General features: G+C 76.6%; 24 protein-coding genes. 6 read left to right on the top strand and 18 right to left on the bottom strand.

The window, feature by feature from the left end:
* Nucleotides 1-27: 27 nt before the first annotated feature.
* From ACRYMY_RS13005 to ACRYMY_RS12995, 3 genes are all read right to left on the bottom strand, one after another.
* Nucleotides 28-834: an ABC transporter permease gene (locus tag ACRYMY_RS13005; protein ID WP_432547681.1), complete on the bottom strand. Its 807-nt coding sequence runs from the start codon at nucleotides 832-834 to the stop codon at nucleotides 28-30.
* Complete coding sequence (locus ACRYMY_RS13000; RefSeq protein WP_432547680.1) at nucleotides 831-1,790, bottom strand: ABC transporter ATP-binding protein; 960 nt, start codon at nucleotides 1,788-1,790, stop codon at nucleotides 831-833. The genes ACRYMY_RS13005 and ACRYMY_RS13000 overlap by 4 nt, the downstream gene beginning before the upstream one ends.
* Nucleotides 1,791-1,897: 107 nt before the next feature.
* A complete protein-coding gene (locus ACRYMY_RS12995) occupies nucleotides 1,898-2,806 on the bottom strand; it encodes a CPBP family intramembrane glutamic endopeptidase (protein ID WP_432547679.1) in 909 nt (302 codons plus the stop codon).
* Nucleotides 2,807-3,172: 366 nt separating this feature from the next.
* Between ACRYMY_RS12995 and ACRYMY_RS12990 the strand changes: the two genes are divergently transcribed.
* Together ACRYMY_RS12990 and ACRYMY_RS12985 are read left to right on the top strand one after the other, a co-directional pair.
* Nucleotides 3,173-4,054: a LysR family transcriptional regulator gene (locus tag ACRYMY_RS12990; RefSeq protein WP_432547678.1), complete on the top strand. Its 882-nt coding sequence runs from the start codon at nucleotides 3,173-3,175 to the stop codon at nucleotides 4,052-4,054.
* A 147-nt stretch (nucleotides 4,055-4,201) separates the two neighbouring features.
* Nucleotides 4,202-4,903 carry an aspartate/glutamate racemase family protein gene (locus tag ACRYMY_RS12985; RefSeq protein ID WP_432547677.1) on the top strand — a complete coding sequence of 234 codons (702 nt, stop codon included), beginning with the start codon at nucleotides 4,202-4,204 and terminating at the stop codon, nucleotides 4,901-4,903.
* Between the two features lie 49 nt (nucleotides 4,904-4,952).
* On the opposite strand, the gene nadE is transcribed toward ACRYMY_RS12985, so the two are convergent.
* From nadE to ACRYMY_RS12970, 3 genes are all read right to left on the bottom strand, one after another.
* Nucleotides 4,953-5,774 carry an ammonia-dependent NAD(+) synthetase gene (nadE, locus tag ACRYMY_RS12980; protein ID WP_432547676.1) on the bottom strand — a complete coding sequence of 274 codons (822 nt, stop codon included), beginning with the start codon at nucleotides 5,772-5,774 and terminating at the stop codon, nucleotides 4,953-4,955.
* 168 nt (nucleotides 5,775-5,942) lie between these two features.
* Nucleotides 5,943-6,503: a DUF4865 family protein gene (locus ACRYMY_RS12975; RefSeq protein WP_432547706.1), complete on the bottom strand. Its 561-nt coding sequence runs from the start codon at nucleotides 6,501-6,503 to the stop codon at nucleotides 5,943-5,945.
* 5 nt (nucleotides 6,504-6,508) lie between these two features.
* Entirely contained in the window at nucleotides 6,509-7,102 is a 594-nt protein-coding gene (locus ACRYMY_RS12970) for a TetR/AcrR family transcriptional regulator (protein ID WP_432547675.1), read from the bottom strand.
* 213 nt (nucleotides 7,103-7,315) lie between these two features.
* Here ACRYMY_RS12970 and ACRYMY_RS12965 point away from each other — a divergent pair, with 213 nt between their 5' ends.
* Complete coding sequence (locus ACRYMY_RS12965; protein ID WP_432547674.1) at nucleotides 7,316-8,344, top strand: threonine ammonia-lyase; 1,029 nt, start codon at nucleotides 7,316-7,318, stop codon at nucleotides 8,342-8,344.
* Nucleotides 8,345-8,525: 181 nt separating this feature from the next.
* On the opposite strand, the gene ACRYMY_RS12960 is transcribed toward ACRYMY_RS12965, so the two are convergent.
* From ACRYMY_RS12960 to ACRYMY_RS12935, 6 genes are all read right to left on the bottom strand, one after another.
* On the bottom strand, nucleotides 8,526-11,597 hold the full coding sequence (locus ACRYMY_RS12960; RefSeq protein ID WP_432547673.1) for an endo-1,4-beta-xylanase: 3,072 nt from the start codon (nucleotides 11,595-11,597) through the stop codon (nucleotides 8,526-8,528).
* Nucleotides 11,598-11,923: 326 nt separating this feature from the next.
* Nucleotides 11,924-12,706 (bottom strand): MerR family transcriptional regulator, encoded by a 783-nt coding sequence (locus ACRYMY_RS12955; protein WP_432547705.1) that lies wholly within the window; start codon nucleotides 12,704-12,706, stop codon nucleotides 11,924-11,926.
* 15 nt (nucleotides 12,707-12,721) lie between these two features.
* Complete coding sequence (locus tag ACRYMY_RS12950) at nucleotides 12,722-13,495, bottom strand: ABC transporter permease (RefSeq protein ID WP_432547672.1); 774 nt, start codon at nucleotides 13,493-13,495, stop codon at nucleotides 12,722-12,724.
* The gene (locus ACRYMY_RS12945) at nucleotides 13,492-14,292 is read right to left on the bottom strand and encodes an ABC transporter ATP-binding protein (RefSeq protein ID WP_432547671.1); all 801 of its coding nucleotides are present in this window, start codon (nucleotides 14,290-14,292) and stop codon (nucleotides 13,492-13,494) included. Before ACRYMY_RS12945 ends, ACRYMY_RS12950 begins: the two co-directional genes overlap by 4 nt.
* On the bottom strand, nucleotides 14,289-14,663 hold the full coding sequence (locus ACRYMY_RS12940) for a DUF1048 domain-containing protein (protein WP_432547670.1): 375 nt from the start codon (nucleotides 14,661-14,663) through the stop codon (nucleotides 14,289-14,291). The genes ACRYMY_RS12945 and ACRYMY_RS12940 overlap by 4 nt, the downstream gene beginning before the upstream one ends.
* 126 nt (nucleotides 14,664-14,789) lie before the next feature.
* Nucleotides 14,790-15,272, bottom strand: a complete 483-nt coding sequence (locus ACRYMY_RS12935) for a MarR family winged helix-turn-helix transcriptional regulator (RefSeq protein WP_432547669.1) — start codon at nucleotides 15,270-15,272, stop codon at nucleotides 14,790-14,792.
* Nucleotides 15,273-15,326: 54 nt separating this feature from the next.
* On the opposite strand from ACRYMY_RS12935, the gene ACRYMY_RS12930 reads away from it, so the two are divergent.
* Nucleotides 15,327-17,438, top strand: coding sequence for an MMPL family transporter (locus ACRYMY_RS12930; RefSeq protein WP_432547668.1), 2,112 nt, complete (start codon nucleotides 15,327-15,329; stop codon nucleotides 17,436-17,438).
* A 226-nt stretch (nucleotides 17,439-17,664) separates the two neighbouring features.
* Here the strand turns inward: ACRYMY_RS12930 and ACRYMY_RS12925 are convergent, their stop codons facing one another.
* Nucleotides 17,665-18,081 (bottom strand): DUF4406 domain-containing protein, encoded by a 417-nt coding sequence (locus tag ACRYMY_RS12925; protein WP_432547667.1) that lies wholly within the window; start codon nucleotides 18,079-18,081, stop codon nucleotides 17,665-17,667.
* Between the two features lie 52 nt (nucleotides 18,082-18,133).
* On the opposite strand from ACRYMY_RS12925, the gene ACRYMY_RS12920 reads away from it, so the two are divergent.
* Both ACRYMY_RS12920 and ACRYMY_RS12915 read left to right on the top strand, forming a co-directional pair.
* Nucleotides 18,134-18,943, top strand: coding sequence for a DeoR/GlpR family DNA-binding transcription regulator (locus tag ACRYMY_RS12920; RefSeq protein ID WP_432547666.1), 810 nt, complete (start codon nucleotides 18,134-18,136; stop codon nucleotides 18,941-18,943).
* A complete protein-coding gene (locus ACRYMY_RS12915) occupies nucleotides 18,927-19,460 on the top strand; it encodes a hypothetical protein (RefSeq protein WP_432547665.1) in 534 nt (177 codons plus the stop codon). Before ACRYMY_RS12920 ends, ACRYMY_RS12915 begins: the two co-directional genes overlap by 17 nt.
* Nucleotides 19,461-19,528: 68 nt before the next feature.
* Here the strand turns inward: ACRYMY_RS12915 and ACRYMY_RS12910 are convergent, their stop codons facing one another.
* The 5 genes from ACRYMY_RS12910 to ACRYMY_RS12890 all read right to left on the bottom strand — a co-directional run bounded on the left by ACRYMY_RS12910 (nucleotide 19,529) and on the right by ACRYMY_RS12890 (nucleotide 24,386).
* Nucleotides 19,529-20,440: an NAD-dependent epimerase/dehydratase family protein gene (locus ACRYMY_RS12910; protein ID WP_432547664.1), complete on the bottom strand. Its 912-nt coding sequence runs from the start codon at nucleotides 20,438-20,440 to the stop codon at nucleotides 19,529-19,531.
* Between the two features lie 124 nt (nucleotides 20,441-20,564).
* Nucleotides 20,565-21,569 carry an iron-siderophore ABC transporter substrate-binding protein gene (locus ACRYMY_RS12905; protein WP_432547663.1) on the bottom strand — a complete coding sequence of 335 codons (1,005 nt, stop codon included), beginning with the start codon at nucleotides 21,567-21,569 and terminating at the stop codon, nucleotides 20,565-20,567.
* Between the two features lie 51 nt (nucleotides 21,570-21,620).
* On the bottom strand, nucleotides 21,621-22,535 hold the full coding sequence (locus tag ACRYMY_RS12900) for a DNA/RNA non-specific endonuclease (RefSeq protein ID WP_432547662.1): 915 nt from the start codon (nucleotides 22,533-22,535) through the stop codon (nucleotides 21,621-21,623).
* A gap of 92 nt (nucleotides 22,536-22,627) precedes the next feature.
* Complete coding sequence (locus ACRYMY_RS12895) at nucleotides 22,628-23,395, bottom strand: MerR family transcriptional regulator (RefSeq protein ID WP_432547661.1); 768 nt, start codon at nucleotides 23,393-23,395, stop codon at nucleotides 22,628-22,630.
* 25 nt (nucleotides 23,396-23,420) lie between these two features.
* On the bottom strand, nucleotides 23,421-24,386 hold the full coding sequence (locus ACRYMY_RS12890) for a universal stress protein (protein ID WP_432547660.1): 966 nt from the start codon (nucleotides 24,384-24,386) through the stop codon (nucleotides 23,421-23,423).
* Between the last annotated feature and the right edge of the window lie 246 nt (nucleotides 24,387-24,632).

Genomic DNA, 24,632 nt, shown 5'->3' with positions numbered 1-24,632 from the left:
CTCACCCTGCCAGTCCCCGGTCCCGGCTCAGGCCCGCGGGGACCAGCGGAACGCCCCGCGGACGACGAGGGCCCCGGCGACGACCCAGCCGAGGGCGATCGCGGCGGGGACCGCGACACCGGCGAGGTCCGGCTCGCCGACCCAGCCGGTCCGCACGAGCTCCACGACGGGCGTCAGGGGCAGGAACTCCGCGACGCGCTGCACGGGCTCGGGCAGCAGGTCCAGCGGGACGGCCACCCCGGCGCCCAGCACGCACAGGGCGATGACGGGCAGGCTGGTCACCTGCACGGACTCCAGGTTCTTCGACCAGGTGGCCGTGGCCAGCGCCAGCAGGGACAGGACGGCGCAGCCCAGCAGAACCCCGAGCACCACGACGAGCGGGTTCGCGGGCACCGGCAGGTCCAGCACGGGCCCTCCGATCGCGACCAGCAGCAGCGTCTGGGCCAGCGTCAGGGCGACCGCCGGCGCGCAGACCGCCGCCAGCACCTCCGCATCGGCGAGCTCACCGGTGCGCAGTCGTTGCAGCACACCGGCTTCGCGGCGGGCGACGGCGGTGCTGAGGACGTTGTAGTAGACGACGAACAGCAGCAGCATCGCGATCATCAGGCCGACGCTGCGGGCGGCCACCTCGCCCGTCATCGCCCGCCCGTCGCCGACGAGCGCCAGCAGGGCGACCACGCCGACGGGCGTGAGGACCGCGTTGAACAGCAGGGTCCGGTTGCGCCGCAGCAGGAGGACCTCGGCGCGGGCCAGCGCCCACGTGCGGCGCAGCGGGCCGGTGCGGCGGGCGGGCGCGGTGGTGGTGACGACGGGCGCGGTGCTCGTGGTGCTCATCGGGCGACCTCCTGGTCGGTGGTGCGGGTCAGGGCGAGGAAGGCGGCCTCCAGGGAGGCGGGGACGGCGCGCAGCTCGGGCAGCACCAGGCGCTCGGCCTCGGCCCACGCCAGGACGGCGGACAGGGTGCGCTGCAGCTGGTCGGTGCGGACGACGACGTGCCGCGCCTCCTCGCGCACCTCCTCGCCGCGGTCCAGGACCCCGGCGGGCGGGCGCCCGGCGGCGGCGGCCCAGCGCACCTCGGCGCGGTGGCTGGCGACGACCTCGTCGAGGGTGCCCTCGGCGGCGATGCGACCGGCGTGCATGAGGGCCAGGCGGTCGGCCAGCTCCTCGGCCTCCTCCAGGTGGTGGGTGGTCAGCAGCACGGCGGTGCCGGTGGCGACCAGCTCGCGCACGAGGTCCCACACGGAGCGGCGGCTCTCGGCGTCCAGGCCCGTGGTGGGCTCGTCCAGCAGCAGCAGGTCGGGGTGGCCGAGCAGGGCGACGGCCAGGTCCAGGCGCCGGCGCTCCCCGCCCGACAGCGCCGCCAGCGGCGTGCGCAGCTTCGCGGTGAGACCGACGGCCTCGAGGACCTCGCCGACGGGGCGGCTGCGGGACAGGGTGCCCGCCCACGTGCGGGCCGCCTCCTCGACGGTCAGGTCGGCCGGCAGCCCGCCGGACTGCAGGACGACACCGGTGCGGGGGCGCACGACGCGGCGCTCGCGGACGGGGTCGTGGCCGAGCACCCGCACGCGGCCGCCGGTGGGGCGGGCCAGCCCGGCGACGACGTCGACGGTGGAGGTCTTGCCGGCGCCGTTGGTGCCGAGGAGGCCGAACACCTCGCCGGGGCGGACGGTGAAGCTGATGCCGCGCACGGCGCGGGCGCCGGAGGCGTAGGTGCGCTCCAGGTCCTGCACGTCCACGGCGGCGGGTCCGGCGCCGGGCCCGGTGGTGGTGTTCTCGAGGGCGGTGGTCACGGTTCCTCCTGCTCAAGAGGGGGTCCTGCGGGCTGCTCCCAGCCTCGCGCCGCGCCGGCGCCCGGCCCCGTGCGCGCTCTCACGAGTTCCGCGGCGCCGCGCACGGGTCACCCGTGACAGACGTCACGGGTCGGCCGGACGGGCGCGCCGCGCCGGCCGGTGCGCGAGCGCGGCCACACGGCGGCGCCGATGAGCGCCTCGAGACCGAGGCAGAGCAGCCAGGCCGTCCAGGAGCCGCCCCGGGCCGGCGGCGGCAGGGCGAACAGGTTGGCGCTGGCGTGCAGGACGACCGCGAGCAGGGCGCTGCCCCCGGTGCGCAGGTGGAGCGCCGTGTGCAGGGCGGCCGCGACCACCAGCTCGGCCAGCAGCACCGGCACCGGAGCGCCCGCGAGCGCCGTGCCCGCGGTCCACGTCAGCGGCAGGTGCCAGACGGTCCACAGCGCGGCCAGCAGCGGGGTGGCGGCCGCGGCCCCCGTCCGCTCCAGGAGCCGGGGCAGCGCCCAGCCGCGCCAGCCGGTCTCCTCGCCGACACCGTCGGTCAGGCACAGCAGGAGCAGCAGGAGCACGGCCCCGCCGATCCCGGCTCCCAGGGCCGGCGGGCGCACCGGGCCGGCCGCTCCCCCGGCCGCCAGGTGGGCGGCACCGGTCAGGCCCCAGGCGAGCGGGGGCGCGCCGAGCGCGACGGCCCACCACCGGGCCCCGACCCGCCAGCGCACCAACCGGCGGGCCAGCTCCCGCAGGCCCGGCCGCCCGCTGACCAGGGCGGCCGCGGCCACCGCGGCCGCGGCCGGCGCGTAGGACCACCCCGCTCCCAGGTCGACCGCCCAGGGGGCGTGCAGCGCGCCGCGGGTGTGCAGCGCGCGGGGCACCCACACCGCCCAGGTCGCCGCCAGCGCCAGCACCGCGAAGGTCGCCACGGGGTGGCGCCGCGCGAGGGCGAGCGTGCGGGCGGGGCGGCGGGCGGGGCGGCGGACGGAGCGGCGGGCTGCGGCGACGTGGACGGCGGGTGCGGGCACGGCCGGACCTCCTGGCGGGCGCGGCGGGACGGGGACGGCGGTGCGGCCGGGACCTCGTGCCGGCGCGCCCACCGGGACCACGGTGCGGCGGGCGCGGCAGCGCCCACCAGAGCGGACCACTGGGGGCGGGACCCAAGCGTTGCTTGGAGGTGCGGCGACGGCGGACCCACCGCCCCGGACCCACCGCCACGGACCCACCGCCCCGGACCCACCGCCGCGCCCGCCCGCACGTGCTTCGATGACCCGGTGCCGGGAGAGGCCGTGGCGGGACGGGGCGAGGGAGCGGCGCCGAGCGCTGCCCCCGTGGCCGCGCCGGGCGGGAGCGTCCCCCCGCGGCCGCCCAGGTCCCTGGACCCGCACCGGCTCATGGTGTTCCTGGAGGTCGGCCGCTCCGGGTCCCTGTCGGGCGCCGCGCGCGCCCTGGGGTGGACCCAGCCCGCGGTCAGCCAGCACGTCCGCCGCCTGGAGCGCGACCTGCGGGTCCCTCTCGTCGCCCGGCGCGGACGCGGGGTGGTCCTCACGGCCGCCGGCCGCCTGCTGCTGACCCACGCCGAGGCGGTGGCTGCCCGACTGCGGGACGCCGAGGAGGCGCTGTCCGACCTCGCCGGGCTGCGGGCCGGGCAGGTCCACCTGGCCGCCTTCCCCTCCGCCTGCGCCACCCTCGTCCCGGCGGCCGTGGCGTCCCTGGCCGCAGCGCACCCCGGCGTGGAGGTGCGGCTCAGCCAGCTGGAGCCGCCGCGGGCGGTGGAGCTCCTGGCCGGCGGCGGCTGCGACGTGGCGGTGGTCTTCGAGCACGCCGACGACCCGGCGGACACGGCCGGGACGACGAGGGTGCCGCTGCTGGAAGACCCGCTGCTGCTCGTGCTGCCCCCCGGGCACCGGTTGGCCCGGCGCGCGCGGGTGGACCTGGCCGACCTGGACGGCGAGCGGTGGGTCGCGGGCTGCCCGCGCTGCCGGGAGCACCTGCTGCGCAGCGCCGCCCGCGCCGGGTTCACCCCCGACGTGCAGCACAGCACCGACGACTACGTGGTCGTGCAGTCCCTCGTGTCCACCGCAGGCGCGGTCGCCCTCCTGCCCTCCCTGGCGCTGCGGGCGCACCGCGCGCCGGGCATCGAGGTGCGCCCACCGGCCGTGCCGGTGACCCGCGCGGTGAGCGCCCGACTGGCGCCGGAGAGCGCGCAGGTGCCCGCCGTCCGGTCCCTCGTCGACCACCTGCGCCGCGCCGCCGCGCACCTCGGCCCCGGTTGAGCCGCGCACCTCCTACCACTGCTTGGGGGTGCCTCCCAGCACGTCGCTCTGGTGGGCCGCTGGTGCGCCGCCCCACGCTGGTGCCGCACCCTTCGTCGGTCCGCCGGCCGCGCGGACCAGGGTGCCTGACCACGACCAGGAGGGTCCGTGCGCACCATCGGGATGCTGGGCGGGATGAGCTGGGAGTCCACCGCGGAGTACTACCGGCTGGCCAACGAGCTGGTGCGCGAGCGCCTGGGCGGGCTGCGCTCCGCGGAACTGCTGGTGCGCTCGGTCGACTTCGCGCGGATCGAGCGGTTGCAGGCCGCGGGCGACTGGACCGGGGCGGGGCGGGTCCTGGCCCGGGAGGCGGCGGCCCTGGAGGCCGGCGGGGCGGACCTGCTCGTGCTGTGCACGAACACGATGCACGAGGTCGCCGGGGCGCTGCAGGAGGCGGTGGACGTCCCGCTGCTGCACATCGTGGACGTGACCGCGGCGGCGGTGCGGGCGGCCGGCGCCTCGCGCGTCGGCCTGCTGGGCACCGCGTTCACGGTGCAGCAGGACTCCTACCGCGAGCGGATGGCCGCCCACGGGGTGGAGGTCGTCGTCCCCGCGCCCGCGCAGCGCGAGCTGGTGCACCGGGTCATCTACGACGAGCTGTGCCGGGGCGTCGTGGACGCGGGGTCGCGCGCGGCGTGCCTGGCGCTCGTGGCCGACCTCGCGGCGGCGGGGTGCGAGGGGGTCGTGCTGGGCTGCACGGAGCTGGAACTGCTGCTGCGGCAGGACGACACGGACGTGCGGCTGTTCCCGACGACGCGGCTGCACGTGGAGGCGGCCGTGTCGGCGGCGCTGGAGGACGGGGGCTCCTGAACCGGGTGGCCGCCCCACCGGCGGGGGCGGCCACCGCGGGGAGGGCCGCCTAGCGCCACCAGTCGTCGCGCGCCGACGCCGGGAGCCGGCGCTTGTGCTCCGTGGCCCGGTAGCGGGCCTCGATCGCCCCCGCGACCTCGTCGCTCACGTCGCCGCCCTCGAGGTAGGTGTCGATGTCGGCGTAGCTCAGGCCGAGGTTCGCCTCGTCGGTCTGACCGGGCTGGTCGTCGAGCAGGTCGGCGGTGGGCGCCTTCTCGTAGAGCCGGGCGGGCGCCCCGAGGTGCTCGAGGAGCTGCCGGCCCTGGCGCTTCGTCAGCCCGGCGAGGGGGACGAGGTCCACGCCGCCGTCGCCGTGCTTGGTGAAGAACCCGGTGACCGCCTCGGCCGCGTGGTCGGTGCCGACCACCAGGAGGCCCTGCTCGCCGGCCACGGCGTACTGCGCCACCATCCGCAGCCGCGCCTTGACGTTGCCCTTGACGAAGTCGCTCAGCGGCTCGCCGGTGGCGGAGCGCACGTCGCGGACGACGCCGTCGACGCCGTGCTCGACGTTCACGGTGAGCCCCTCGTCGGCGGCGATGAAGCGCAGCGCGAGCTGGGCGTCCTCCTCGTCGGCCTGGACGCGGTACGGCATCCGCACCGTGACGAACCGGGCGGGGGCGCCGTCGGCGCGCGCCGCCTCCACCGCGAGCTGGCACAGCCGACCGGCGAGCGTGGAGTCCTGGCCGCCGCTGACGGCGAGCAGGTAGCCGGCCGCGCCCGCCGCCCGGAGGTACTCGCGCAGGAACGTCACGCGCCGCGCGACCTCGGCGGCGGGGTCGATGACGGGGACGACGCCGAGCTCGTCGGCGATGGCTCGCTGCTGTGGACGCACGAGCGGAGCATCCCAGCCGCCGCGCCCCGGCGACACCGGGCCGCGCGGGCCACGGGCCGACCGGGCCGGCGGTCCAGCGCAGCTCGCTGCGGTTCGTCGTCGTCTCGTCCCGCGTCCTCCCACCCCTGGGCGTGCCGGTGAGCACGGGCACCAGCGGCCGGGCGGTCGTCACGCCGGCAGCAGGCGGTGCAGTTCCGGGTCGGACACGTGCAGCACCTCGAAGGCCACCGCGTCGGCGGGCAGCCGGGCGGGCGCCGCGCTCCACAGGGTGAAGCGGACCACCTCCCACCGCGAGGGGTCCAGCCCCACCACCTGGCTGTGCACGCCGGCGCCCAGGGCGGGGGTCCGCACGTGCTCGGCGATCGCACCGGCAGGAGCCAGGTCCGCTGCGAGGGTGGACGACTCGCGAGTGGCCAGGACCGGCGTGCTCGTGGCGCCCGGCCCGCGGTGGCGGGCCAGCGCGACCCAGTGCCGCACGGCGGGCCGTCCGAAGTCGTCGACGATCGCCCGGAACGGTCCCTGCAGGAAGCGGACCATCCCGGCGGGGTCGGCCCAGAAGTAGAAGGGGGCGTACGCGTTCAGAGCGCTGCCGAAGCGACCGCGGCGGCGCACGGCGTAGGCCTTCAGGCCGAGGCCCGGGAAGTCGTCCGTCGCCCCGGCGCGCGTCGCGACGCGCCGCTCGATGGTGCCCATGTCGTAGTCGGCGGGCAGGACGATCTCGTACTGCATCACGTTCACCGCGCCTCCTCCTCGAACTCCTCCCCGGGCACGGCCAGCGCCGTGATCATCTGCACGGCACCTTCGGTGGCGTCGCGGAACGGCTGCTCGTCCCCCGCTGCGCGCGCCAGCACGTAGCCGCCCTGCACCGTGGCGACGATCGCGGCCGCGACGGCGTCCGCGTCCGGCGCAGCACGCAGTTCACCGCGCTCCTGGGCCTCGGCGACGACCTGAGCGACCCTGGTGCGCAACCACGCGAACGACTCGGCGACCGGTGCGCGCAGCAGGGGGTCGGCGAGGACTTCCGCGTCCTGGGTGTGCCGGCCGACGGGGCACCCGCGCAGGACGTCGCGCTCGCGACGCAGGTAGGACACCAACCGCTGCAGCGGACTCCCCCCGGCACCGAACAGCGCCTCGGCGCCGGCGCGCTGCTCGTGGGCCGTGCGCTCCAGGGCGGTGCGGGCGAGGTCGCCCTTGCCGTTGAAGTGGTGGTACATGCTGCCCTGGCCGGCGCCGGCCCGGTCCTGGATGGCCTTGGGGCTGCAGGCGCTGTAACCGCGTTCCCACAGCAGGTCCTGAGCGCTGGCGATGAGCCGGGTCCTCGCGTCCACTCCGGTACTGTACATACTCGTCGGTACAGCAGTCGAGGCAGTTCCGGTCCCGACCTCGGGAGCAGATGACCACGAGGTCGAGCGCCGGCCGGTCGCCGACGTGGTCCCGGCCAGCTCTCGACCGGGCCGCTCCCCACCCCCCGAGGCTCCTGACCTCGTCGCGCGCACGGTCCGCAACGCCCCGCTGAACGCTCCAGGAGGGAGTCCGAAGCCATGAGCGACGACAGCGCTCTCGACCTCGACAGCATCGTGGACAGCGCACGAGCCGCCCGCCACCGGATCCGCGCGCACCTGCGCCGCACGGCGCTGGAGCCCTCCCCGGCCGCACGGACGCTCAACGGCGCCGACGTCCTGTTCAAGCACGAGCACCAGCAGGTGACGGGGAGCTTCAAGCCGCGCGGCGCGCTGACCAAGCTGTCGGCGATGTCGCCCGCCGAAGCCGACCGGGGCGTCGTCGCGCCGACCGCCGGGAACCACGGCATCGGTGTGGCGTACGCGGGCGCGCGGATCGGCGTCCCCGTCTCGGTGTACCTGCCCGCGTCCGCCGACGAGAGCAAGCGTCGTCAGATCGAAGCCCACGGCGCCACCGTGAAGGAGTTCGCGGACGTCGAGGCGGCCCGGACCGCCGCGGTCCGCGACGCGCGACGGACCGGGGCGACCTACTCCTCGGCCTACGACGACGCCGACATGGTCGTCGGTGCGGCCACCCTCGGGCTGGAGCTCGTGGACGAGCTGCCCGACGTCGACGTCGTGGTGCTCCCCATCGGTGGCGGAGGGCTCGCGGCGGGCGTGGGCGCCGCCTTCCGGGTGCTGCGTCCCCGCACCCGGGTCTGGGCGGTCGCGCCGCGCGCGAGCCCCACCTGGTCGGTCTGGCACGGGGCTGCGGAGCCGTCCAGCGTCCGGCTCGGGCCGTCGATCGCGGAGGGGATCTCCGGCCCGATCGAACCCACCACGCTGACCTTCCCGCTCGTCAACCGCGTCGTCGACCGGGTCGTCGAGGTGACCGACGCCGAGATCGCCGGAGCGGTCCAGTGGCTCGCAGCCGACCTGCAACAGCTGGTCGAGCCCTCCGGGGCGGCCGCCGCCGCAGCCGTCGTCGCGGGACGCCACCAGACGGCGGGAGCGCGCACCGCGGTCGTGCTGACCGGTCGCAACGTCAGTCTCGAGCGCTTCAGGAGACTCACCGGTCCTCGCCGGGTCGCAGCCGACGCCCGGGGCCGACGGTCGGAGGAGACCCGCTAGGGCCTGTCCTGCGGACGGTGGAGCGGCGACCTCGCGGTCGTGCCGGCGGGCGAGCGCCGGTGCTGCAGCCGCGCCGTCCGCGCTGCTCGACGACGACGGGTCCTGCCGCGACGGCAGCGAGCCCCGCACCGTGACCGGTGCGGGGCTCGCTCGCTCGACCGGGCCGTCGGGCCCGGGGCCGTCAGCCGCGGGGCGCGGGCACGGTGCGGATCGGCACGCTCGCCTCGAGCGCGGCACCGTCCACCGTGGACCCGGTGACCAGCAGCTGCGTGTCACCGCTGGCGACACCGGTCCGCGGGACGCTGACGGTGCAGCTCAGGTCGGCCACGCGGTCGGCGTTCAGGTCCCGGCCGCCGCGGCAGGCGACGACCGAGTCCTCGGTGCCCCGGGCGCCCACGCGCAGGGTGTCCACGGCGACGTCGGCGACCGGGTCGAACCCGGCCTGCGACAGCAGCGCGACCTGCATCGTGCCCCGGCTCGCGGGGTTGACGACGTCGCGGGAGCTCGCCCCGACCGTCACCGGCACGACGAGGTGGCCCGCCGGGAGCGGGGTCGCCCCCAGCACCTCGTCGCCGTCGCGGACGACGACCACGGAGCGGGCGCCGGCCTCGACGTCGCCGTCGGCGACCCGCAGCACCGCCCGGCCGCCGGCGAACGTCGCCGTCGTCACCTCGTCGCCGTCCTGCAGGAGGACCACCTGGCGGCCGTCCGGCACGTCCGCGGTGACGGGGACCTCGTGGTGCCCGGCCACGCGCTCGGCCGCGCCGAGCTCGATCGCGACTCCGAGGCTGTCCGTCTCCACGGACGTCCGCTCGGTCACGCTCTCGAACAGGCGGACACGGCTGTCCTGCACGTCCTCGGCCAGCTCGCCCCGGCCGCCCTCGGCGACGAAACCGGCGCTGGAACCGCGCAGCGCGTACGTCTCGTCCGTCTCGGCGGTGTGCGTGAACAGCGTCGTCGCGCCGTCCTCGTCGAGCCCGGTGCTGAACCACACCGCGCGGTCCAGGTTGTCGTCGCCGATCAGCTTGTCCGAGACGAGACCGTCGGTGTTCACGCGCTCCGGCTCGTTCGCGCGGTGGATCGTGAACGGCTGGATGAGGCCGCCGTGGACCAGGCTCATCATCGTGAAGCCCCGGTAGCCGTTCTCCCGGGTGTAGGGGCCCGGGTCGCTGCTCCGGGCCTCGGTGAACAGCCAGCGCGTGTTGTCCTGCACCGGCGCGGGCTCGACGACCGCGTCGCCGTCGACGACGACGGGGGTGCTGTAGTAGCCCTGCCGCTCCTCGCTGACGCCGTCGCCCGCGGGCACCGGGTCGAGACCCTCGTGGGTCAGTGCGTGGCCCGTGGTGCCGTCGCCCGCCACGACGAGGTACGTGGTGCCGTCCTCGATCGTGTCCGCCGCCCGCCACGTGCTCTGCGGCCGGTCGAGGTCCGTGACGCGGGCCGCCGCGAGCGGCGCCCAGTCCTGGCCCCACACGTGCTTGCGCACGGTCGTGCCCGCCGGGTCGCCGTCGACGACGGGACCGTCGGTGCTGATCGTGTACCGCGCGCTGCCGTGCTCCGGCGGCGCGGGGTGCTGCTCGCTGGTCGTGACGACGGGCCGGCCGTCCCGCAGGAACTCCTGGAACAGCGTCAGGTCGCCGCCGCCGTCGCTGAAGCGCACCTCGACCGCGGAGCGGTAGCCCGTGTCGGGGTGGTGGACGTCCTGCTCCCACTCGACCGTCGTGTGCCCGAAGTTGATGGTGTACGTCGCGGCGTTGGCCGGCTCGTCCACCCGCGAGGCCGTCACCGTGACCACGCACGGGTCACCCGGGGCCACGGCGCACTCCTCCGCGCCGGGCGAGACCTCGACCTCGACGTCGTCGCCCCAGCGGTGCGCGACGTCGTCGGCGGAGAACTCCACGCTCGTCACGTCGTCGGGGACGTGGACGTCGTACTCCGTCGTCCGCGGGTCGATCTCGAAGACCTCGCCGGAGTAGGTGAAGGACGTCAGCTCGGGGCGCTCCTCCTCGATGCCGAGCCAGCCCTCGGGGTCGGCCACCGCCCGGAACGCCGGCTTCTCGACCCACGTGTCGCCGTCCCGCGAGAACGGCAGCGGGAAGAAGCTGGAGCGCCAGCTGTTGGCGTCGCTCGTGCCCCAGAAGGAGACGCGGGCGATGTCGTCCGAGTACCGCTTCAGCAGGAGGAACAGCTCGGCGTACTTGTCCGCCTGGACCTGCAGCTGCTCGTCGGTGGGGGGCAGGGTCTCGCCGGAGTCCTGCGTCCCGGTGATGCTGAGGTCGAGCTCGGTCAGCGAGATCTGCGCGCCCGTCGCGGCGTAGACCTGCAGGTTCCGCTCGAGGTTGTCCAGGTCGAGCCGGGTGTTGTAGTGCGCCTGGATGCCGATGCCCTGGATGAGCGGCTTCTCGTCCTCGGGGTGCTCCGCGGCGTACCGCTCGTTGAGCTCCGTGACCATGCTGGCGATGGCGATCGCCTTGTTCGGCAGTTCCAGGTCGTTGAAGTCGTTGTAGTACAGGACCGCGTCCGGGTCGGCCTCCCGCGCGAAGAGGAACGAGTCGTAGACGTAGTCCCACGCGTTCCCGCCCCGGGCGTAGGCGCCGGCCCAGGCCGCCGCCCGGAACTTCGGCTGCTCCAGGGAGCGCAGGGCGTTGCGCCAGTCCGTGGGGTTCTCCGGGTTGTCCCGCATCGCCTCGTTGACGACGTCCCAGGCGTCCAGACCGGCCGGGCCGTCGCTGTAGCGCCCGGCGACCGTGTGGATGTACTCCCGGAGCTGGGCGCGGGCCTCGTCGTGGTCCCAGTGGATCTCCATGTCGGAGGTCAGGGTGTTGCGGTCGGCCGACCGGGCCGGCCAGTACCGCGACTGGTTGTGCCACGCCAGCGCGTGCCCGATGGTGTAGAAGCCGGCCTCGTTCGCCCGCGTCAGGAGCTCGTCCGCGGCCTCCAGACCGGTGGGGGCGTCCGCCGGGAAACCGGTCTCGGGGTCACCGCTCCAGACGCTGTCGGGCTTCAGGGCGTTCTCGGGCGTCACGGCGTTGTAGTGCTTGCGCAGGTGCTCCCACTTCGCACCGCCGTTCGCCGTCCAGTCGTCCGGGCTGATGACGTTGCCGACGAGGAAGTGGTCCTCGTAGACGTCCTTGAGGCCGGGGCTCTCCGCGGATCCGGTCGCGGCGCTCGCGGCCGCGGTCGAACCGCTGAGGACGGCGGCCGCCAGGGCGGTCGCCGCCAGTGCTGAGGTGCAGGCTCGGGTCGCCTTCACGCGGGAAGGTCCTCTCGTCGTCCGGGTGGTGCTCGGGCCGGCGCCCGCCGTCGGGCTCCGGGCTCCGCCGGGTGGGAACTGCTCCGCTCCGTGGTGTCGAAGCGTCCGGGACCCCGGGCCCGCGCTGACGGCGCTGCCGTCGCGGACCGCGAGGACGGGGCGACCTTCGCCCGGTCCGTCATCACTGACCGTGCCCGTGGGTCCACCCTGTCAGACGTTGTACCGTTACACCAGGGTGGGGCCGGAGGAACTCGGGCCGCCGCGCGCGGTGACCGGGAGCGCCGGCGAGGACCGGTGGTCGTGCAGCGCGCGCACCACCGTCGTCGTCAGGGGGAGGAACCGGCTCCGCGGTCCGGCACCCGCTCGACGCGGGTCCAGCCCCGCCACCCCCGCTCCTGCAGCAGCGTCAGCAGCCGCCGCGCGGCGGGGGCCGACTGCGACATGGTCGCGTCCAGCAGCTCCACGAAGCGGTCGTCGAACCCCGCGTCGCGCACGTTCCCGGACTCGACCGCGCGCCAGGAGATGCGGTCCAGGACGTCGGCGACCTCCACCACGCGCGGATCGTCCGCGGTCCAGTCCAGCGCTCCGCTGAGCAGCTCGTAGAGGCGCACCACGTCCGGGTCCTCCAGGTCCCGGTGCTTGCCGGCGATGATGTCGTCGATCTCGTCGGGCACCTGCGCCGCGACCATGATCCAGGCGTCCCGCTCCCTCTCGAGGTACCTCTCCTCGACCCCCAGGTCCCGCAGCCGGTCGAGGTAGCCGACGACGCTGGCGGGCAGGGCCGTGTGCTCGCCGGCGGCGAGGCGGGCCAGGCGCCTGCGGGTCGCCTGGATCCGCCGGACCTCCGCGCGCAGCCGCTGGTCGACCTCCCTGACGCCCGCGGCGAACTCCTCCGGGCCGGCGTCGAGGAGGTCGTCCACCCGGGCCAGCGGCACACCGGCGCCGGCCAGCACGTGGATGCGGATGAGGCGCACCACCGCCGCCGCGTCGTAGCGGCGGTACCCGGAACGGTCGCGCTCGGGTTCCGGGAGCAGCCCGAGCCGGTGGTAGTGCCGGACCGCGTCCACCGTCACCCCGGCGTACGAGGCCAGCTGGCTGATGGTGAGCACGCCGTCCACCCTGCCTCAGGCTGTCCTGCGCCGGTGGGCGATCAGCGCGCAGCCGTGCGCGACGACGAGGATGCCGGCGCACCACGCCAGCGCCGTCCAGACGTCCGCCCCGACCGGTCGCTGGGCGAGCAGGTCGCGGACCGCTTCCACGACCGCCGTGACCGGCTGGCGCTCGGCGAACCAGCGCACCGGCCCGGCCATCGACTCCGTCGGCACGAACGCGGAGCTCACGAACGGCAGGAGGACCAGCGGGTAGGAGAACACGCCGGCGCCCTCCGCGGACGTCGCCGACAGGCCGGCGACCACCGCGACCCACGTCAGGGCGAGCACGAGCAGCAGCAGGATCCCCGCCACGGCGAGCCAGGCCAGGAGCCCCGCCCCGGTGCGGAAACCCGTCACGAGCGCGACGCCGACCACCACGGCGACCGAGGCGAGGTTCGCGACCAGCGAGGTCAGCACGTGCGCCCACAGCGGCGCGGACCGGGCGATCGGCAGGGACCGGAACCGGTCGAAGATCCCGCTCTGCAGGTCGGTGAACAAGCGGTACGCCGTGTAGGAGACCCCCATCGCGACGGTGACGACCAGGACCCCCGGCAGGACGTACGCGACGTAGGCGCCCGACCCGGCCTCCGCGCCGGTCTCGATCGCACCGCCGAGCACGTGCGTGAACAGCAGCATGAGGGCGACCGGGACGACCGCGGTGGTGACGACCGTGTCCGGGCTGCGCGCGACGTGCGTGAGCGACCTGCCGGTCAGCGCGGCGGTCTCGCGCAGGAACGCCGCGCTCACGCCGTCCCCCTCCCCCCGCCGACGACCGCGAGGAACACGTCCTCCAGCGACGGTCGCACCTCGACGTGCTCGACCCGCGCCGGCGGGAGCAGCCCCCTCAGCTCGTCCAGCGTCCCCTCCACGACGATCCGGCCCTCGTGCAGGACGGCCACGCGGTCGGCGAGCTCCTCGGCCTCCTGCAGGTGCTGCGTGGTCAGCAGCACCGTCGTGCCGTGCCTCGCGAGCTGCCGCACCGTCCGCCACACCTCGTGCCGCGCCTGCGGGTCGAGCCCCGTCGTCGGCTCGTCGAGGACGACGACGGACGGGTCCGCGACGAGGCTCATCGCGATGTCCAGCCTCCGCCGCGTCCCGCCCGAGGACGTCGAGACCCTCCGGTCGGCCACGTCGGTGAGCCCGAACCGCGCCAGCAGGTCCTCGGCGACCGCCCGGGACCGGCGGACGTGCCGCAGCCGGGCGACGAGGACGAGGTTCTCCCGCGCGGTGAGGACGGTGTCGACGGCGGCGAACTGCCCGGTGAGGCTGATCGACGCGCGCACCCGCGCCGCCTGCGAGGCGGTGTCGAACCCGTCGACGCTCACCGTCCCGGCGTCGGGGCGCAGCAGGGTGGACAGGATCCGCACGACCGTCGTCTTGCCGGCCCCGTTGGAGCCGAGCAGCGCGAGGACGCTGCCCCGCGCGACGTCGAGGTCCACCCCGCGCAGGACCTGCCGGCCGTCGTAGGCCTTCGTCAGGCCCCGCACCCGGACCGCCGGGTCGGCGCCGGGCGGTCCGGGCGCGGGCGCCGGTGCGCGGCTCATGCGCCCGCGCTCCCGTCGCGCCGCGCGGCACGGGCGAGCGCCGCGACGAGCCGCCGCCGCTCGCCGTCGGCCCACCCGCCGCCCGGGTGCCGCGCCAGCAGCGCGTCGGCGAAGCGGACGGGGTCGTCGCCGACGACGTCGCGCACCGGGGCACCGGCGGCCGCGGCGCGCTCGAACCGCCCGGCGAGCTCCTCGTGCAGGTCCACCAGGACGCTGCCCGTGGAGATCGCGCCGACGCGCGCGAGGTAGCGCTCCAGCGCCTCGACGGCGTCCCGGTGCCCCGCCGGGAGAGCGGCGACGCGCGCCCGGTACCTGCGCCACCGCGCCTTGTCGCCGAGGTCCCCGACGATCTTCTCGATGAGTGCCGACACCGTGCACCTCCTGCTCCGCAGGGCCCTCCCGCCCGCTGCGGGGAGCTCCTGCGGACAGGGTGCGAGGTTGGTGCAGCACCAAGGTCAAGCCCCACCGCGACCGGGACGGGCGCGGGTCCCGACGGGTCAGCCGCCGGGGGCGTCCAGCGCCTCGGGGACGTCGGGCCAGCGCCGCGCGGCGAAGTGCTGCACGAGGGCCAGCAGGGCGGCGCGGAAGCGCTCCGGGTCGTGGCCGGTGCCCTCGACGACCCGCAGGACGGGGTCCTCGTCGCTCAGGCCCGTGGCCACGCGCAGGGCCTCGCGGCCGGCGTCGGTGACGCTGACGAGGGTGCGTCGGCGGTCGGCGCTGTCGCGGACGCGGGCGACCTGCCCGCGCTCCTCCATCCCGCGCAGGACGCGGCCCATCGTCTGCTCCTCCACGCCGGCGCGGCGGGCGAGGTCGCGCTGGGTGGTGGGCCCGTCCAGCAGCAGGTGCAGCGCGACGACGCGGGAGTGGGTCAGCTCGTGCGCGGCGAGGGCGTCGTCCCAGGCGTGCTCGACCAGGCGCGCCGCGGTCGACAGCAGCCTGCCGGTGGGCCAGTCCCGCGCGTCGTCCGCCACGTCCGCCACGCCCCCACTGTCCCCGACTGGCGCGCCGGGGACCCCACCGGGTAAACACTCAGCATGCTTAGCGTTCGTCGGGCGCGGTGGCTCACCCGCGCCGCCCTCGCCGTGCTCGCCCTCCTCTGGCTCGCCGTCGCGGGCGTCGGCGGCCCCGCCGTCGGGAACCTGTCGAGCGTCCAGACCAACGACCCGGCCACGTTCCTGCCCGCCGACGCCGAGTCCACCCGCGCCGCCGAGGCCGTGCGCGGGCTGGAGGACACCGGCACCGTGCCCGCCTTCGTCCTGCTGGAGCGCGACGGCGGCCTCGCCCCCGCCGACGTGCCCGCCGCCCAGGGGTTCCTCGCCGGACTGCCGGACCTCGACGTCGACGGCACCCCGCTGGAGCGGTACCTCGCCGCGCCGCCCGCCGCCGTCGTGCCCAGCGAGGACGGCACGTCGCTGCTGCTGCCGCTGCAGCTGGTGGAGAGCGCTCCCGAGGACGCCGTCGTGGAGGCGCTGCGCGAGGACGCGCGCGCCCTGGCGGACGGCCCGGCCGACGGCGCGCAGGTGTTCGTCACCGGTCCCGCCGCCCTGTCCGCCGACCTCGGCGCGGCCTTCGGCGCCATCGACGGGATCCTCCTCGTCGTCGCGCTCGTCGCCGTCCTCGTCATCCTCGTGCTCGTCTACCGCTCCCCCGTGCTGCCGTTCGCGGTGCTGCTGACGTCGGTGTTCGCCCTCGCCCTGGCCGGCCTCGTCGTCTACGAGCTGGCCGACGCCGGCGTCCTGACCCTCAACGGGCAGAGCCAGGGGATCCTGTCGATCCTCGTCGTCGGCGCCGCCACCGACTACGGCCTGCTGCTGGTGGCCCGCTACCGGGAGGAGCTGCGCCGGGAGGCGTCCACGGGGACGGCGCTGCGCCGCGCCTGGCGGGCGGTGCTCGAACCCGTCGCCGCCTCGGCCGCCACCGTCGCCATCGGCCTGCTGTGCCTGCTGCTGTCCTCGCTGAACTCCAACCGGTCCCTGGGCCCCGTGGCCGCCATCGGCATCGGCGCCGCCCTGCTGTCCGCGCTGACGTTCCTGCCCGTCCTGCTGGCCACCGGGCGCTGGCTGTTCTGGCCGCGGGTCCCGCGGCCCGCCGCCCCTCAGCACGCCTCCCCCGAGCACGCCGCCCACCGGGCTCCCCGCCGCGGGGTCTGGGACCGCGTCTCCGGCGTCGTGGAGCGCCGCGCCCGCCGCACCTGGATCGTCACCGCCGCCGTCCTGGCCGCCTTCGCCGCCTTCTTCCCGACGTTCGAGGCCGACGGCGTCAGCCAGGCCGACACGTTCCTCGCCGAGGTCGAGTCCGTCGACGGGTTCGCGGTGCTCGCCGAGCACTTCGACGCCGGCGCGGGCGACCCCGCGCAGGTCGTCGTGCCCGCCGCGCAGGCGCAGCGCGCCGCCGAGGTCACCGCCGCCACCGACGGCGTCGCCTCCGTCGCCCCCGGGCCCGAGGACGGCACCACCGCCGTCGTCGAGGCCACCCTCACCGACGCCCCCGACTCCACGGCCGCGGCGGGGACCGTGCAGGAGCTGCGCGCCGCCCTGTCGGACGCCGGGCTGGACGCGCTGGTCGGCGGCACCACCGCCACCACCGCCGACACGCTGGAGGCCGCCACCGCCGACCGGAACCTCATCGTCCCCGTCGTCGCCGTCGCCGTCTGGCTGGTCCTCGTGCTGCTGCTGCGCTCGGTGCTGGCCGCCTCGGTGGTCATGGCCTGCACCGTGCTGTCCTACGCCGCCACCGTGGGCCTGGCCGCGCTGGTGTTCGAGCACGTCCTCGGGTTCCCCGGCGCCGACCCGGTCGTGCCGCTGTACGCGTTCGTGTTCCTCGTCGCCCTCGGCGTGGACTACTCGATCTTCCTCATGACGCGGGTGCGGGAGGAGTCGCTGGTCCACGGCACCCGGGAGGGCACCCTGCGGGGGCTGCGCGCCACCGGCGGGGTCATCACCTCCGCCGGGGTGGTGCTGGCCACGACGTTCGCCGCGCTGGCCGTCGTGCCGCTGCTGTTCCTGGCGCAGCTGGCGTTCCTCGTCGCGGTCGGCGTCCTGGTCGACACCCTGCTGGTGCGCTCGTTCCTCGTGCCGGCGATCGCCCACGACGTCGGCGACCGCGTCTGGTGGCCGGCGCGGGTGGGGCGGGCCGCCGCGCGCTGACGGGGCCGGCCCGGACCGGCCGCCGGCTCGCGCGAACCGCCGGGCCGGGCGACCAGCCCCCCGGTCGCCCGGCGCGGCACCGCACCCCACCAGGAGCCGGCGCCGGGACGGAGCCCCCAGCTCCGCGTCCCGCCGCCGACCACCCGCCCCTCCCCGCGGACGCGCTCCCCACCGCCAGCCGTCGTCCCCTCCGCGACGGCTGACCGGGGAGCGCGGCAGCGCAGGACTACGCCGAACTGGTCGCGGGTGTCGCGTCGACCTCCGCGCGACCGGCACCGGAGCACCCGGGGACGTCCTCGAGCCGGTGGTAGACGGGGATCCCGCGCCGGTGCGCGATCGCGACGTCCTGGTCCGCGCCGGTGGACGCGCCGGGCAACCGGAGCACGGCGTCGCAGTGCGCCAGCAGGCGCTCGGCCGTCGGGTACATCACCTGCTGCGCCAGGGGGTCGAGCGGTCCGCTGGCCCCCGCGCTGCTGAGCACCGGCAGAGCGACCCACTCGCCGATCACCGGCAGGTGCCCCGCGCGGAAGAGCGGCCACGCCGCCTCCTCCAGCCGGGACAGGTTCGCCGCCATCAGCGCCGGGTCGTCCCCGGTCCCCGACCGGTAGGGGCCGGCGATCAGGACCATGAGTGGTGGTGTCATGCCGCCACGGTAGCCTGAACGCGCACTTCTCGGCAGAAATACGGAGGAACACGTGCTGGCAGCGCAGCGGAAGGCGTTCTTGCTCGAGCGGCTGGCAAGGGACGGCCGCCTGGTCGCCAAGACCCTGGCGGCCGAGCTGGGCGTGGCCGAGGACAGCGTGCGGCGGGACCTGCGCGAGCTGGCGGCCGCCGGCCTGTGCCAGCGGGTGTACGGCGGCGCCCTGCCGGCCTCCCCGGCCGTCGCGGACTACGCCACCCGCAACGACGTGGCCGTCGAGAGCAAGCAGCGCGTCGCGGCCGCCGCCGTCCAGCTCGTCAGGCCGGGCAGCACGCTGCTGCTCGACGGCGGCACGACCGCTCTCGCCGTGGCCCGCGCGCTCCCGCCCGACCTGGCCGCCACCGTCGTCACCCACAGCCCGACCGTCGCCGCGGCGCTCGTCGACCACCCGTCGGTCGCGGTGTACGTCCTGGGCGGCCTGCTGTTCAAGCACTCGGCGGTCACGTGCGGTGCCGCCGCCGCCGAGGCGGCGCGCGGCGTGCACGCCGACGTCTTCCTCCTGGGCGTCACCGGCGTCCACCACTCGGCGGGGCTGACCACCGGCGACCCCGAGGAGGCGGCCATGAAGAGGACCCTGGCGAGCCGGGCCGCCGACACCTACGTGCTGGCCAGCAGCGAGAAGATCGGCACCGCCTCGGCCTTCACCGTGCTCCCGCTGAGCGCCGTCAGCGGCGTCGTCACCGACGCCCCGCCCGACCACGAGGTGCTCCGGGAGCTGGAACGGGCGGGGACCGCGGTCCTGCGGGCCGACCCGACCGCCGCCGCCGAGGGACCGACGGCCGACGACGGTGACCAGGCGCGGTGACCACCGGTCCCGCGCGCACGGCGAGGGGCTCGACCACCGGCTGCGCACCGCCGTCGACGCCGGCGTCGAGGACAGCTTCGCCACCCTGGACCTGACCCGCGCGGGCACGCGGCTCTCGTCCTCCGCCACGGGGGTCCACCGCCGACCGGCTGCGGCGGCGGCCCGCGCCGTGGAACCCGGGCGGAACCCGTGGACGCCGGTGCGGACCGCGCAGCACGACACCACCGCGGTCCTGCTCCCGGCGCTGCTGCAGCGCGGGCACGTCGCCGTCCTGGCCCGGCGAGTGGACGGGCGCACCGTCGCCGGAGCCGTCGCCCGCCTGGGCAGCGGCGCGGTCGACGTCTCCAGCACCTGCGCTGTCGAGGGCCACCGGCTGGACCGGGCGGAACTCGCCGGGGCCGTCGCGGCCCTGTTCCCCGCCCGCCCCCTGGTCGGCCACCAGCGCGGCGCGGACCTCGCAGCCGCCCTCGCCGGCGGCTTCGGCGCGGTCGGTGACCTGCGCGTGCGGGTCCGCTGAAACCCCGTCCCGCGCCGAGAGGGCCCGCGACCCGGCGACCTGCCGGCCACCGCGCCGCGGGCCGGCGCTCAGGCGCGGGGGTCGTCCAGCACGTCGCGCCAGGAGTGCTGCGGCTCGTAGCCGAGCAGCTGCCGGGCCTTGTCGATGCTGTAGAAGGTCTCGTGCGGGCCCATCTCGCGCCGCACCTCGACCCCCTCGTAGAACGTGTCCACGATCTCCTGCGTCGTCGCGGCGACCGACGTGTCGGCGTTGGCGACGTTGAAGACCTGGAAACCCAGCCCGTCGGTCTCCAGGGCGCGCAGCGTCAGCTGCCCCAGGTCGCGGGTGTCGATGTAGCCGAAGACGTTGCGCCGGCGCAGCGCGGGGTCGGCCAGGAACGCCGGGAACTTCTCGGCGTACTCGTGCGGCTCGATGACGTTGTTGATCCGCAGGCCGTACACGTCCGCGCCGGTGCGGGCCTGGAACGAGCGCGAGACCACCTCCCCGGCCACCTTCGACATGGCGTAGGAGTCCTCCGGCACGACGGGGTGCTCCTCGTCGACCGGCACGTACAGCGGCTTGCGCTCGCCGCGGGAGAAGCAGATGCCGTAGGTGGTCTCCGAGGAGGCGAACACCACCTTGCGGACGCCGAGCCGCGTCGCGGCCTCCAGCACGTTGTAGTGCGCGCGGATGTTCGTCTCGAACGTCGTGGCGTCGGGGGCGCGCAGGATCGTCGGGATGGCGGCGAAGTGGACGACGGCGTCGTAGGAGGTCCCCGCGCCGGCGCGGGGGTCCGGCTCGTCGAGGTCGGCCGTCGTGGGCATGCCCGCCAGGGCCGAGTACACCTGGCCGGTGTCGGTGAGGTCGACCCGCAGGTCGGTGACGTCGGGGTGGCCCAGCGGGGCGAGGTCGGCGTTGGTGACGTGGTGCCCCCGGGAGGCCAGGTACGGCGCGACGTGGTGACCGGCCTTGCCGCTGCCGCCGGAGAAGAAGATGCGCATGGCCCCAGCCAACCAGTCGTCCGCCGTCCCGCCAGGCGGAGCCGCCGGGGCGACGGGTCCGCGGCGGGTGCGCGGCGACCAGTGGGGCGGCCCGGTGACCGCGCGGGTCACCGGGCCGCGCCGCTCACAGCGTCGCGGGGACGGTGGCGGGGTCGCCGTCGGCGGCCGCGGCCAGCGCCGGAACGGCCGTCTCGACGGCGAACGGCAGCGACAACGGGCTGGAGAAGCCCAGCGCGCCGGCGAAGTCGTCCTCGAACGTGGGCATATAGACGGTGCGGCCCTCGGTGACCACGGCGAGGCCGGCGGCGACGCCGTCGGCGGTGAAGTCCTCCTCGCTCGCGCCCAGGACGACGAGGACGTCGGTGTCCATCTCCGAGGCCCGCTCGGCGCTCAGCTCGCCCGTGGTGGGGTTGGGCTCGAACCCGAGCTCGTGGAAGAACCTCCCGCGCGGGTCCTCCGCGCCCAGCAGGTAGTACTGCCCGCTGATGACCAGCGCCACCGTGACGGTCTTCCCGGAGAACTCCGGGTTCGCGTCCACGGCCTCCTGGAACACCGCCTCGACCTCCTCGGTGAGGGCGGCGGCCTCCTCGGTGCGCCCGAGGGCCTGCCCGATCACCTCCAGCTCCCGCTGCCAGGTCGCGGCGGCGCCCTCGCTGTCGCCGGGCACGTCGGCGATGGTGGGCGCCAGGGCGCTCAGCTGGTCGTACAGGGCCTGGTCCATGTACGAGTACGCCCCGACGACGAGGTCGGGCTGCAGGGCGGCGATGGCCTCCAGGTTCAGCTCCGCCTCCCCGACCTCGGGGATCCCGCCCTCGGGCAGCAGGTCCTGCGCCCACGGCCGCTGCGCGGAGTCGTAGCTGAGGGTCTTGCGGGTGCCGACGGGCACGACGCCCAGCGCCAGGACGAAGTCCTGCTCGTTGTAGCCGACGGTGACGACGCGCTGGGGCTCGGCGGGCACCTCCGTCGAGCCGAGCGCGTGCTCGACCGTCACCGGGAAGGACCCGCCGGCGGCCGGGGCGGAGGCGCTGGGGGTCGACCCCGCGTCCGCGGAACCGTCACCCCCGCAGGCGGTCAGGCTGGCGAGGGCGCCGGAGGCGGCCAGCGCCGCGAGGAGGGATCGACGGTTCACGCGGGGAGGGTAGCCTCACCTGACCTGCTGGGCCGCGGCGGGTGGCCCGGGTCACAGCAGCAGGTCGCCCGGCGCCGACACCGTCCGCCACGCCGGCACCCCGCCGTCCACGTCCGCGCCCGCCGCCACCGGCGCCAGCGCGGGCAGGCGGTCCGCCGCCGGCAGCGGCCCCAGGTCCAGCCGGGTCAGCTCGGCCACGTCCGCCACCGGCACCTGGAACGTGCGGAAGCCCCCCAGGTCCGGCGCCGGCGCCGCCTCCGCCCGGGCCCGCAGCACGTCCGCCACCAGCGGCGTCTGGTCGAGCACGAAGGCCGCCGACGCCAGCACCGGCGCTCCACCGGGAGCCTCGTCGGCGCCCGGGCGCAGCCAGCCGGCCACCTTCCAGAACCGGCGCGGCACCCGCACCCCGCGGTACACCGGGTCGTCGTCGGCGAACACCGGGCCCGTGGCCACGACGACGCGGTGCGACACCTCGCGCGCGAACGCCAGCACGTGGTCCTCCAGCCCCAGCCACAGCTCCAGCGACTGGTTGAACCGCGCGTGCTGCGGCGCGGCGTTCGGGTAGGCGAACGTGTCGGCGTTCGCCCGCCGCGCCACCCCGGCCGGACCCCACACCGGGTCGCGCCGGCGCACCAGGTGGCCGCGGTCGAAGTCGTTGTCCCGGTACAGCTCCGCACCGGCCTGCTCGTCCGGGCCGACGCGCGGGTCGAGGAACCAGGCGTCGCCGCCGCGCTCCACGTCGACCAGCGACCCGCCGTCGATCCCGACGACCGTCGCCGCCGCCAGCCGCCGGTCCGGGCGCAGCACCACCGAGAAGTGCGTGTACGGCAGGACGACGACGGCCGCCACGTCCACCGGGTCGACCGGCAGCGGCACCGGGACCGCGGGGCCGGGCGCCAGGAAGTCCGGGTCGAACCCGGTGCGCCCGGCCAGGCCGTCGCGCAGGGGATCAGCGGTGCTCGTCACCCGGCCCACCGTGCCCCACGCCACCGACACGCGGACCGACGCCGGGTGGACGGCGGGTGCCCGCCGGGTGCCGGCCCGGTGACCGGCCCGCCTCAGGTGAGCTCGCGGGCGGCGAACACGTGCGCGGCGTCGCGCAGGTAGCGCGCCGTCCCCGGCCCGAACGCCTCGTACGTCGCCCGGAACCGCTCGTCCTCGACGTAGGTGTCGGCCAGGCCGCGGTAGGCGTCCGCCCCCGGCACCCACGACCTCGACACCCACGCGTGGTGCCGGCGCACGAGGTCCTGCGCGCGCTCGCCGCCCGCGGGCGCGCCCTCGCCCAGCGCCGCGGCCAGCCCCCGGCCCACCGCGTCGTGCTCGGCGAGCGCCGCGGCCCGCCCGTCCGGGCCCAGCGACTCCCACGCGCGGCGGCCGTCCTCCCACGCGCCGCGGCCCCAGCGGGCCACCACCTCCTCCTCCCAGCGCCGCCCGTCCTCCTCGGGACCGCGCACCCCCTCGAACCCGTCGAACACCTCGTCCACGTCCAGCTCCTCCCCGCGCTCCACGCGGCCCAGCGCCGCGCGCACGGCCGCGCTCCGGCGCCGCAGCCGCTCCTCCTGCTCCCGCAGCAGCTCCAGGTGCTGCCGCAGGAGGGTGCCCGCGTCGGTGCGGGCGGCGAGGAGGTCGGCGATCGCGGGCAGGCCCACGCCCATCCCGCGCAGCAGCAGGATCCGCTGCAGGCGCAGCAGCGCGGCCCCGTCGTAGTACCGGTAGCCGTTGGCGCCCGTCCGGCTCGGCGGGAGCAGCCCCACCTCGTCGTAGTGGCGCAGCGTCCGGGGCGTCGTCCCGGCCGCCCGCGCCACCTGCGCGACGGTCCACTCCACGGCCACCACCTCCTCGCCGGGGACGCTAGGCGTTGACGTCGCGGGAAGGTCCAGCGTGCGCGGCCCGGCGCACCGCGCGCTGGTGGTGCACCCGGTCCGGGTCCGGCACGACGACCACGGGCCCGCGGGCGCGGTGCAGGACGTCGTGGCTGGCCGAGCCGAGCAGCGCGCTGACGAACGCGCCGTGCCCGCGGGCGCCGACGACGAGGAGCCCGGCGCGCGCGGCGACGCTGGTCAGCGCGTCGGCGGGGTCGGTGTCCGGGGCGAGGTGGACGTGCACCTCCAGCCCGGGGTGCTCCTCGCGCAACCGGGCCGCGGCCTCCTCCACCGCGCGCCGGTGCGCGGCGCCGTCCGCGGCGCGCACCTCCTCGTACAGGTGCGGGCTCCACCCGTCGAGGCGGCGGGCGGGGGTGTCGTGGGCGCGCACCAGGTGCAGCGCCTCCCCCGCCGCCAGCGCCCGCTCCGCGGCGAAGCGCACCGCGGCGGCCGAGGCCGGGGACCCGTCGTGGCCGACGACCACGCCCCGCGCGTCGCCGGGCGGGACGGCCCGCACGACGGCCAGCGGGCACGGCGCGTGCGCGGCCAGGTGCAGGGCCGTCGAGCCCAGTCGCAGGGCGGCGGCCGCGCGCCGCCGCCGCGCGCCCACGACGAGCAGGACCGCACCCGCTCCGCCCGCCGCGGCGTCGGTGAGCGCCCGGCGCACCGGCGCGCGCTCCAGCGCCGTCGTCACCCGCAGCTGCGGGCGGGCCGCCGCGACCTGCCCGGCCAGCTCCTCCAGGGCGGCGCGGCCGGCGCGCTGGAGCTGCTGCAGGTGCGCGGCGGCGTACCAGGCGTAGGTGACGTCGCCCGTGGCCGCCTCCGGCACGGCGTGCAGCAGGTGCAGGTCCGCGCCGCGCAGCTCGGCCTCCTGCGCCGCCCAGCGGACGGCGGCCCCGCTCGCGGTGGCGTCCCACACGCCGACGACCACCCTGTCCCGCCCCGTCGCGGTCATGGCCCCTCCCGGGTCCCTGCGGCGGCGGCCGCTCCGCCGCCCGCGCCGCCAGCGTGCGCGCGGGCCGCGTCCCGCACCAGGGACCTCGGTCCCGCACCACTGCGATCACGGGCGGGTGAGCGCTCCACCGTCCACGATCACCGCGGTCGCACCCCCACCCGGGGGGGGGGGGGGGGGGGGGGGCGGGGGGGGGGGGGGGGGGGGGGGGGGGGGGGGGGGGGGGGGGGGGGGGGGGGGGGGGGGGGG

The organism is Kineococcus haloalkalitolerans, assembly GCF_050871905.1.
Taxonomy (GTDB): domain Bacteria; phylum Actinomycetota; class Actinomycetes; order Actinomycetales; family Kineococcaceae; genus Kineococcus.
Note: the sequence above shows the minus strand (reverse complement) of the source record. Positions and strands in the feature narration are given on the sequence as shown.

Bases quoted from the DNA above. Each gene is read 5' to 3' on its own strand.
- ACRYMY_RS12890 (WP_432547660.1), bottom strand. From the start codon at position 24,386: ATGACCGCGACGGGGCGGGACAGGGTGGTCGTCGGCGTGTGGGACGCC.
- ACRYMY_RS12990 (WP_432547678.1), top strand. From the start codon at position 3,173: ATGGTGTTCCTGGAGGTCGGCCGCTCCGGGTCCCTGTCGGGCGCCGCG.
- ACRYMY_RS13005 (WP_432547681.1), bottom strand. From the start codon at position 834: ATGAGCACCACGAGCACCGCGCCCGTCGTCACCACCACCGCGCCCGCC.
- ACRYMY_RS12965 (WP_432547674.1), top strand. From the start codon at position 7,316: ATGAGCGACGACAGCGCTCTCGACCTCGACAGCATCGTGGACAGCGCA.
- ACRYMY_RS12975 (WP_432547706.1), bottom strand. From the start codon at position 6,503: ATGCAGTACGAGATCGTCCTGCCCGCCGACTACGACATGGGCACCATC.
- ACRYMY_RS12930 (WP_432547668.1), top strand. From the start codon at position 15,327: ATGCTTAGCGTTCGTCGGGCGCGGTGGCTCACCCGCGCCGCCCTCGCC.
- ACRYMY_RS12945 (WP_432547671.1), bottom strand. From the start codon at position 14,292: ATGAGCCGCGCACCGGCGCCCGCGCCCGGACCGCCCGGCGCCGACCCG.
- ACRYMY_RS12925 (WP_432547667.1), bottom strand. From the start codon at position 18,081: ATGACACCACCACTCATGGTCCTGATCGCCGGCCCCTACCGGTCGGGG.
- ACRYMY_RS12910 (WP_432547664.1), bottom strand. From the start codon at position 20,440: ATGCGCATCTTCTTCTCCGGCGGCAGCGGCAAGGCCGGTCACCACGTC.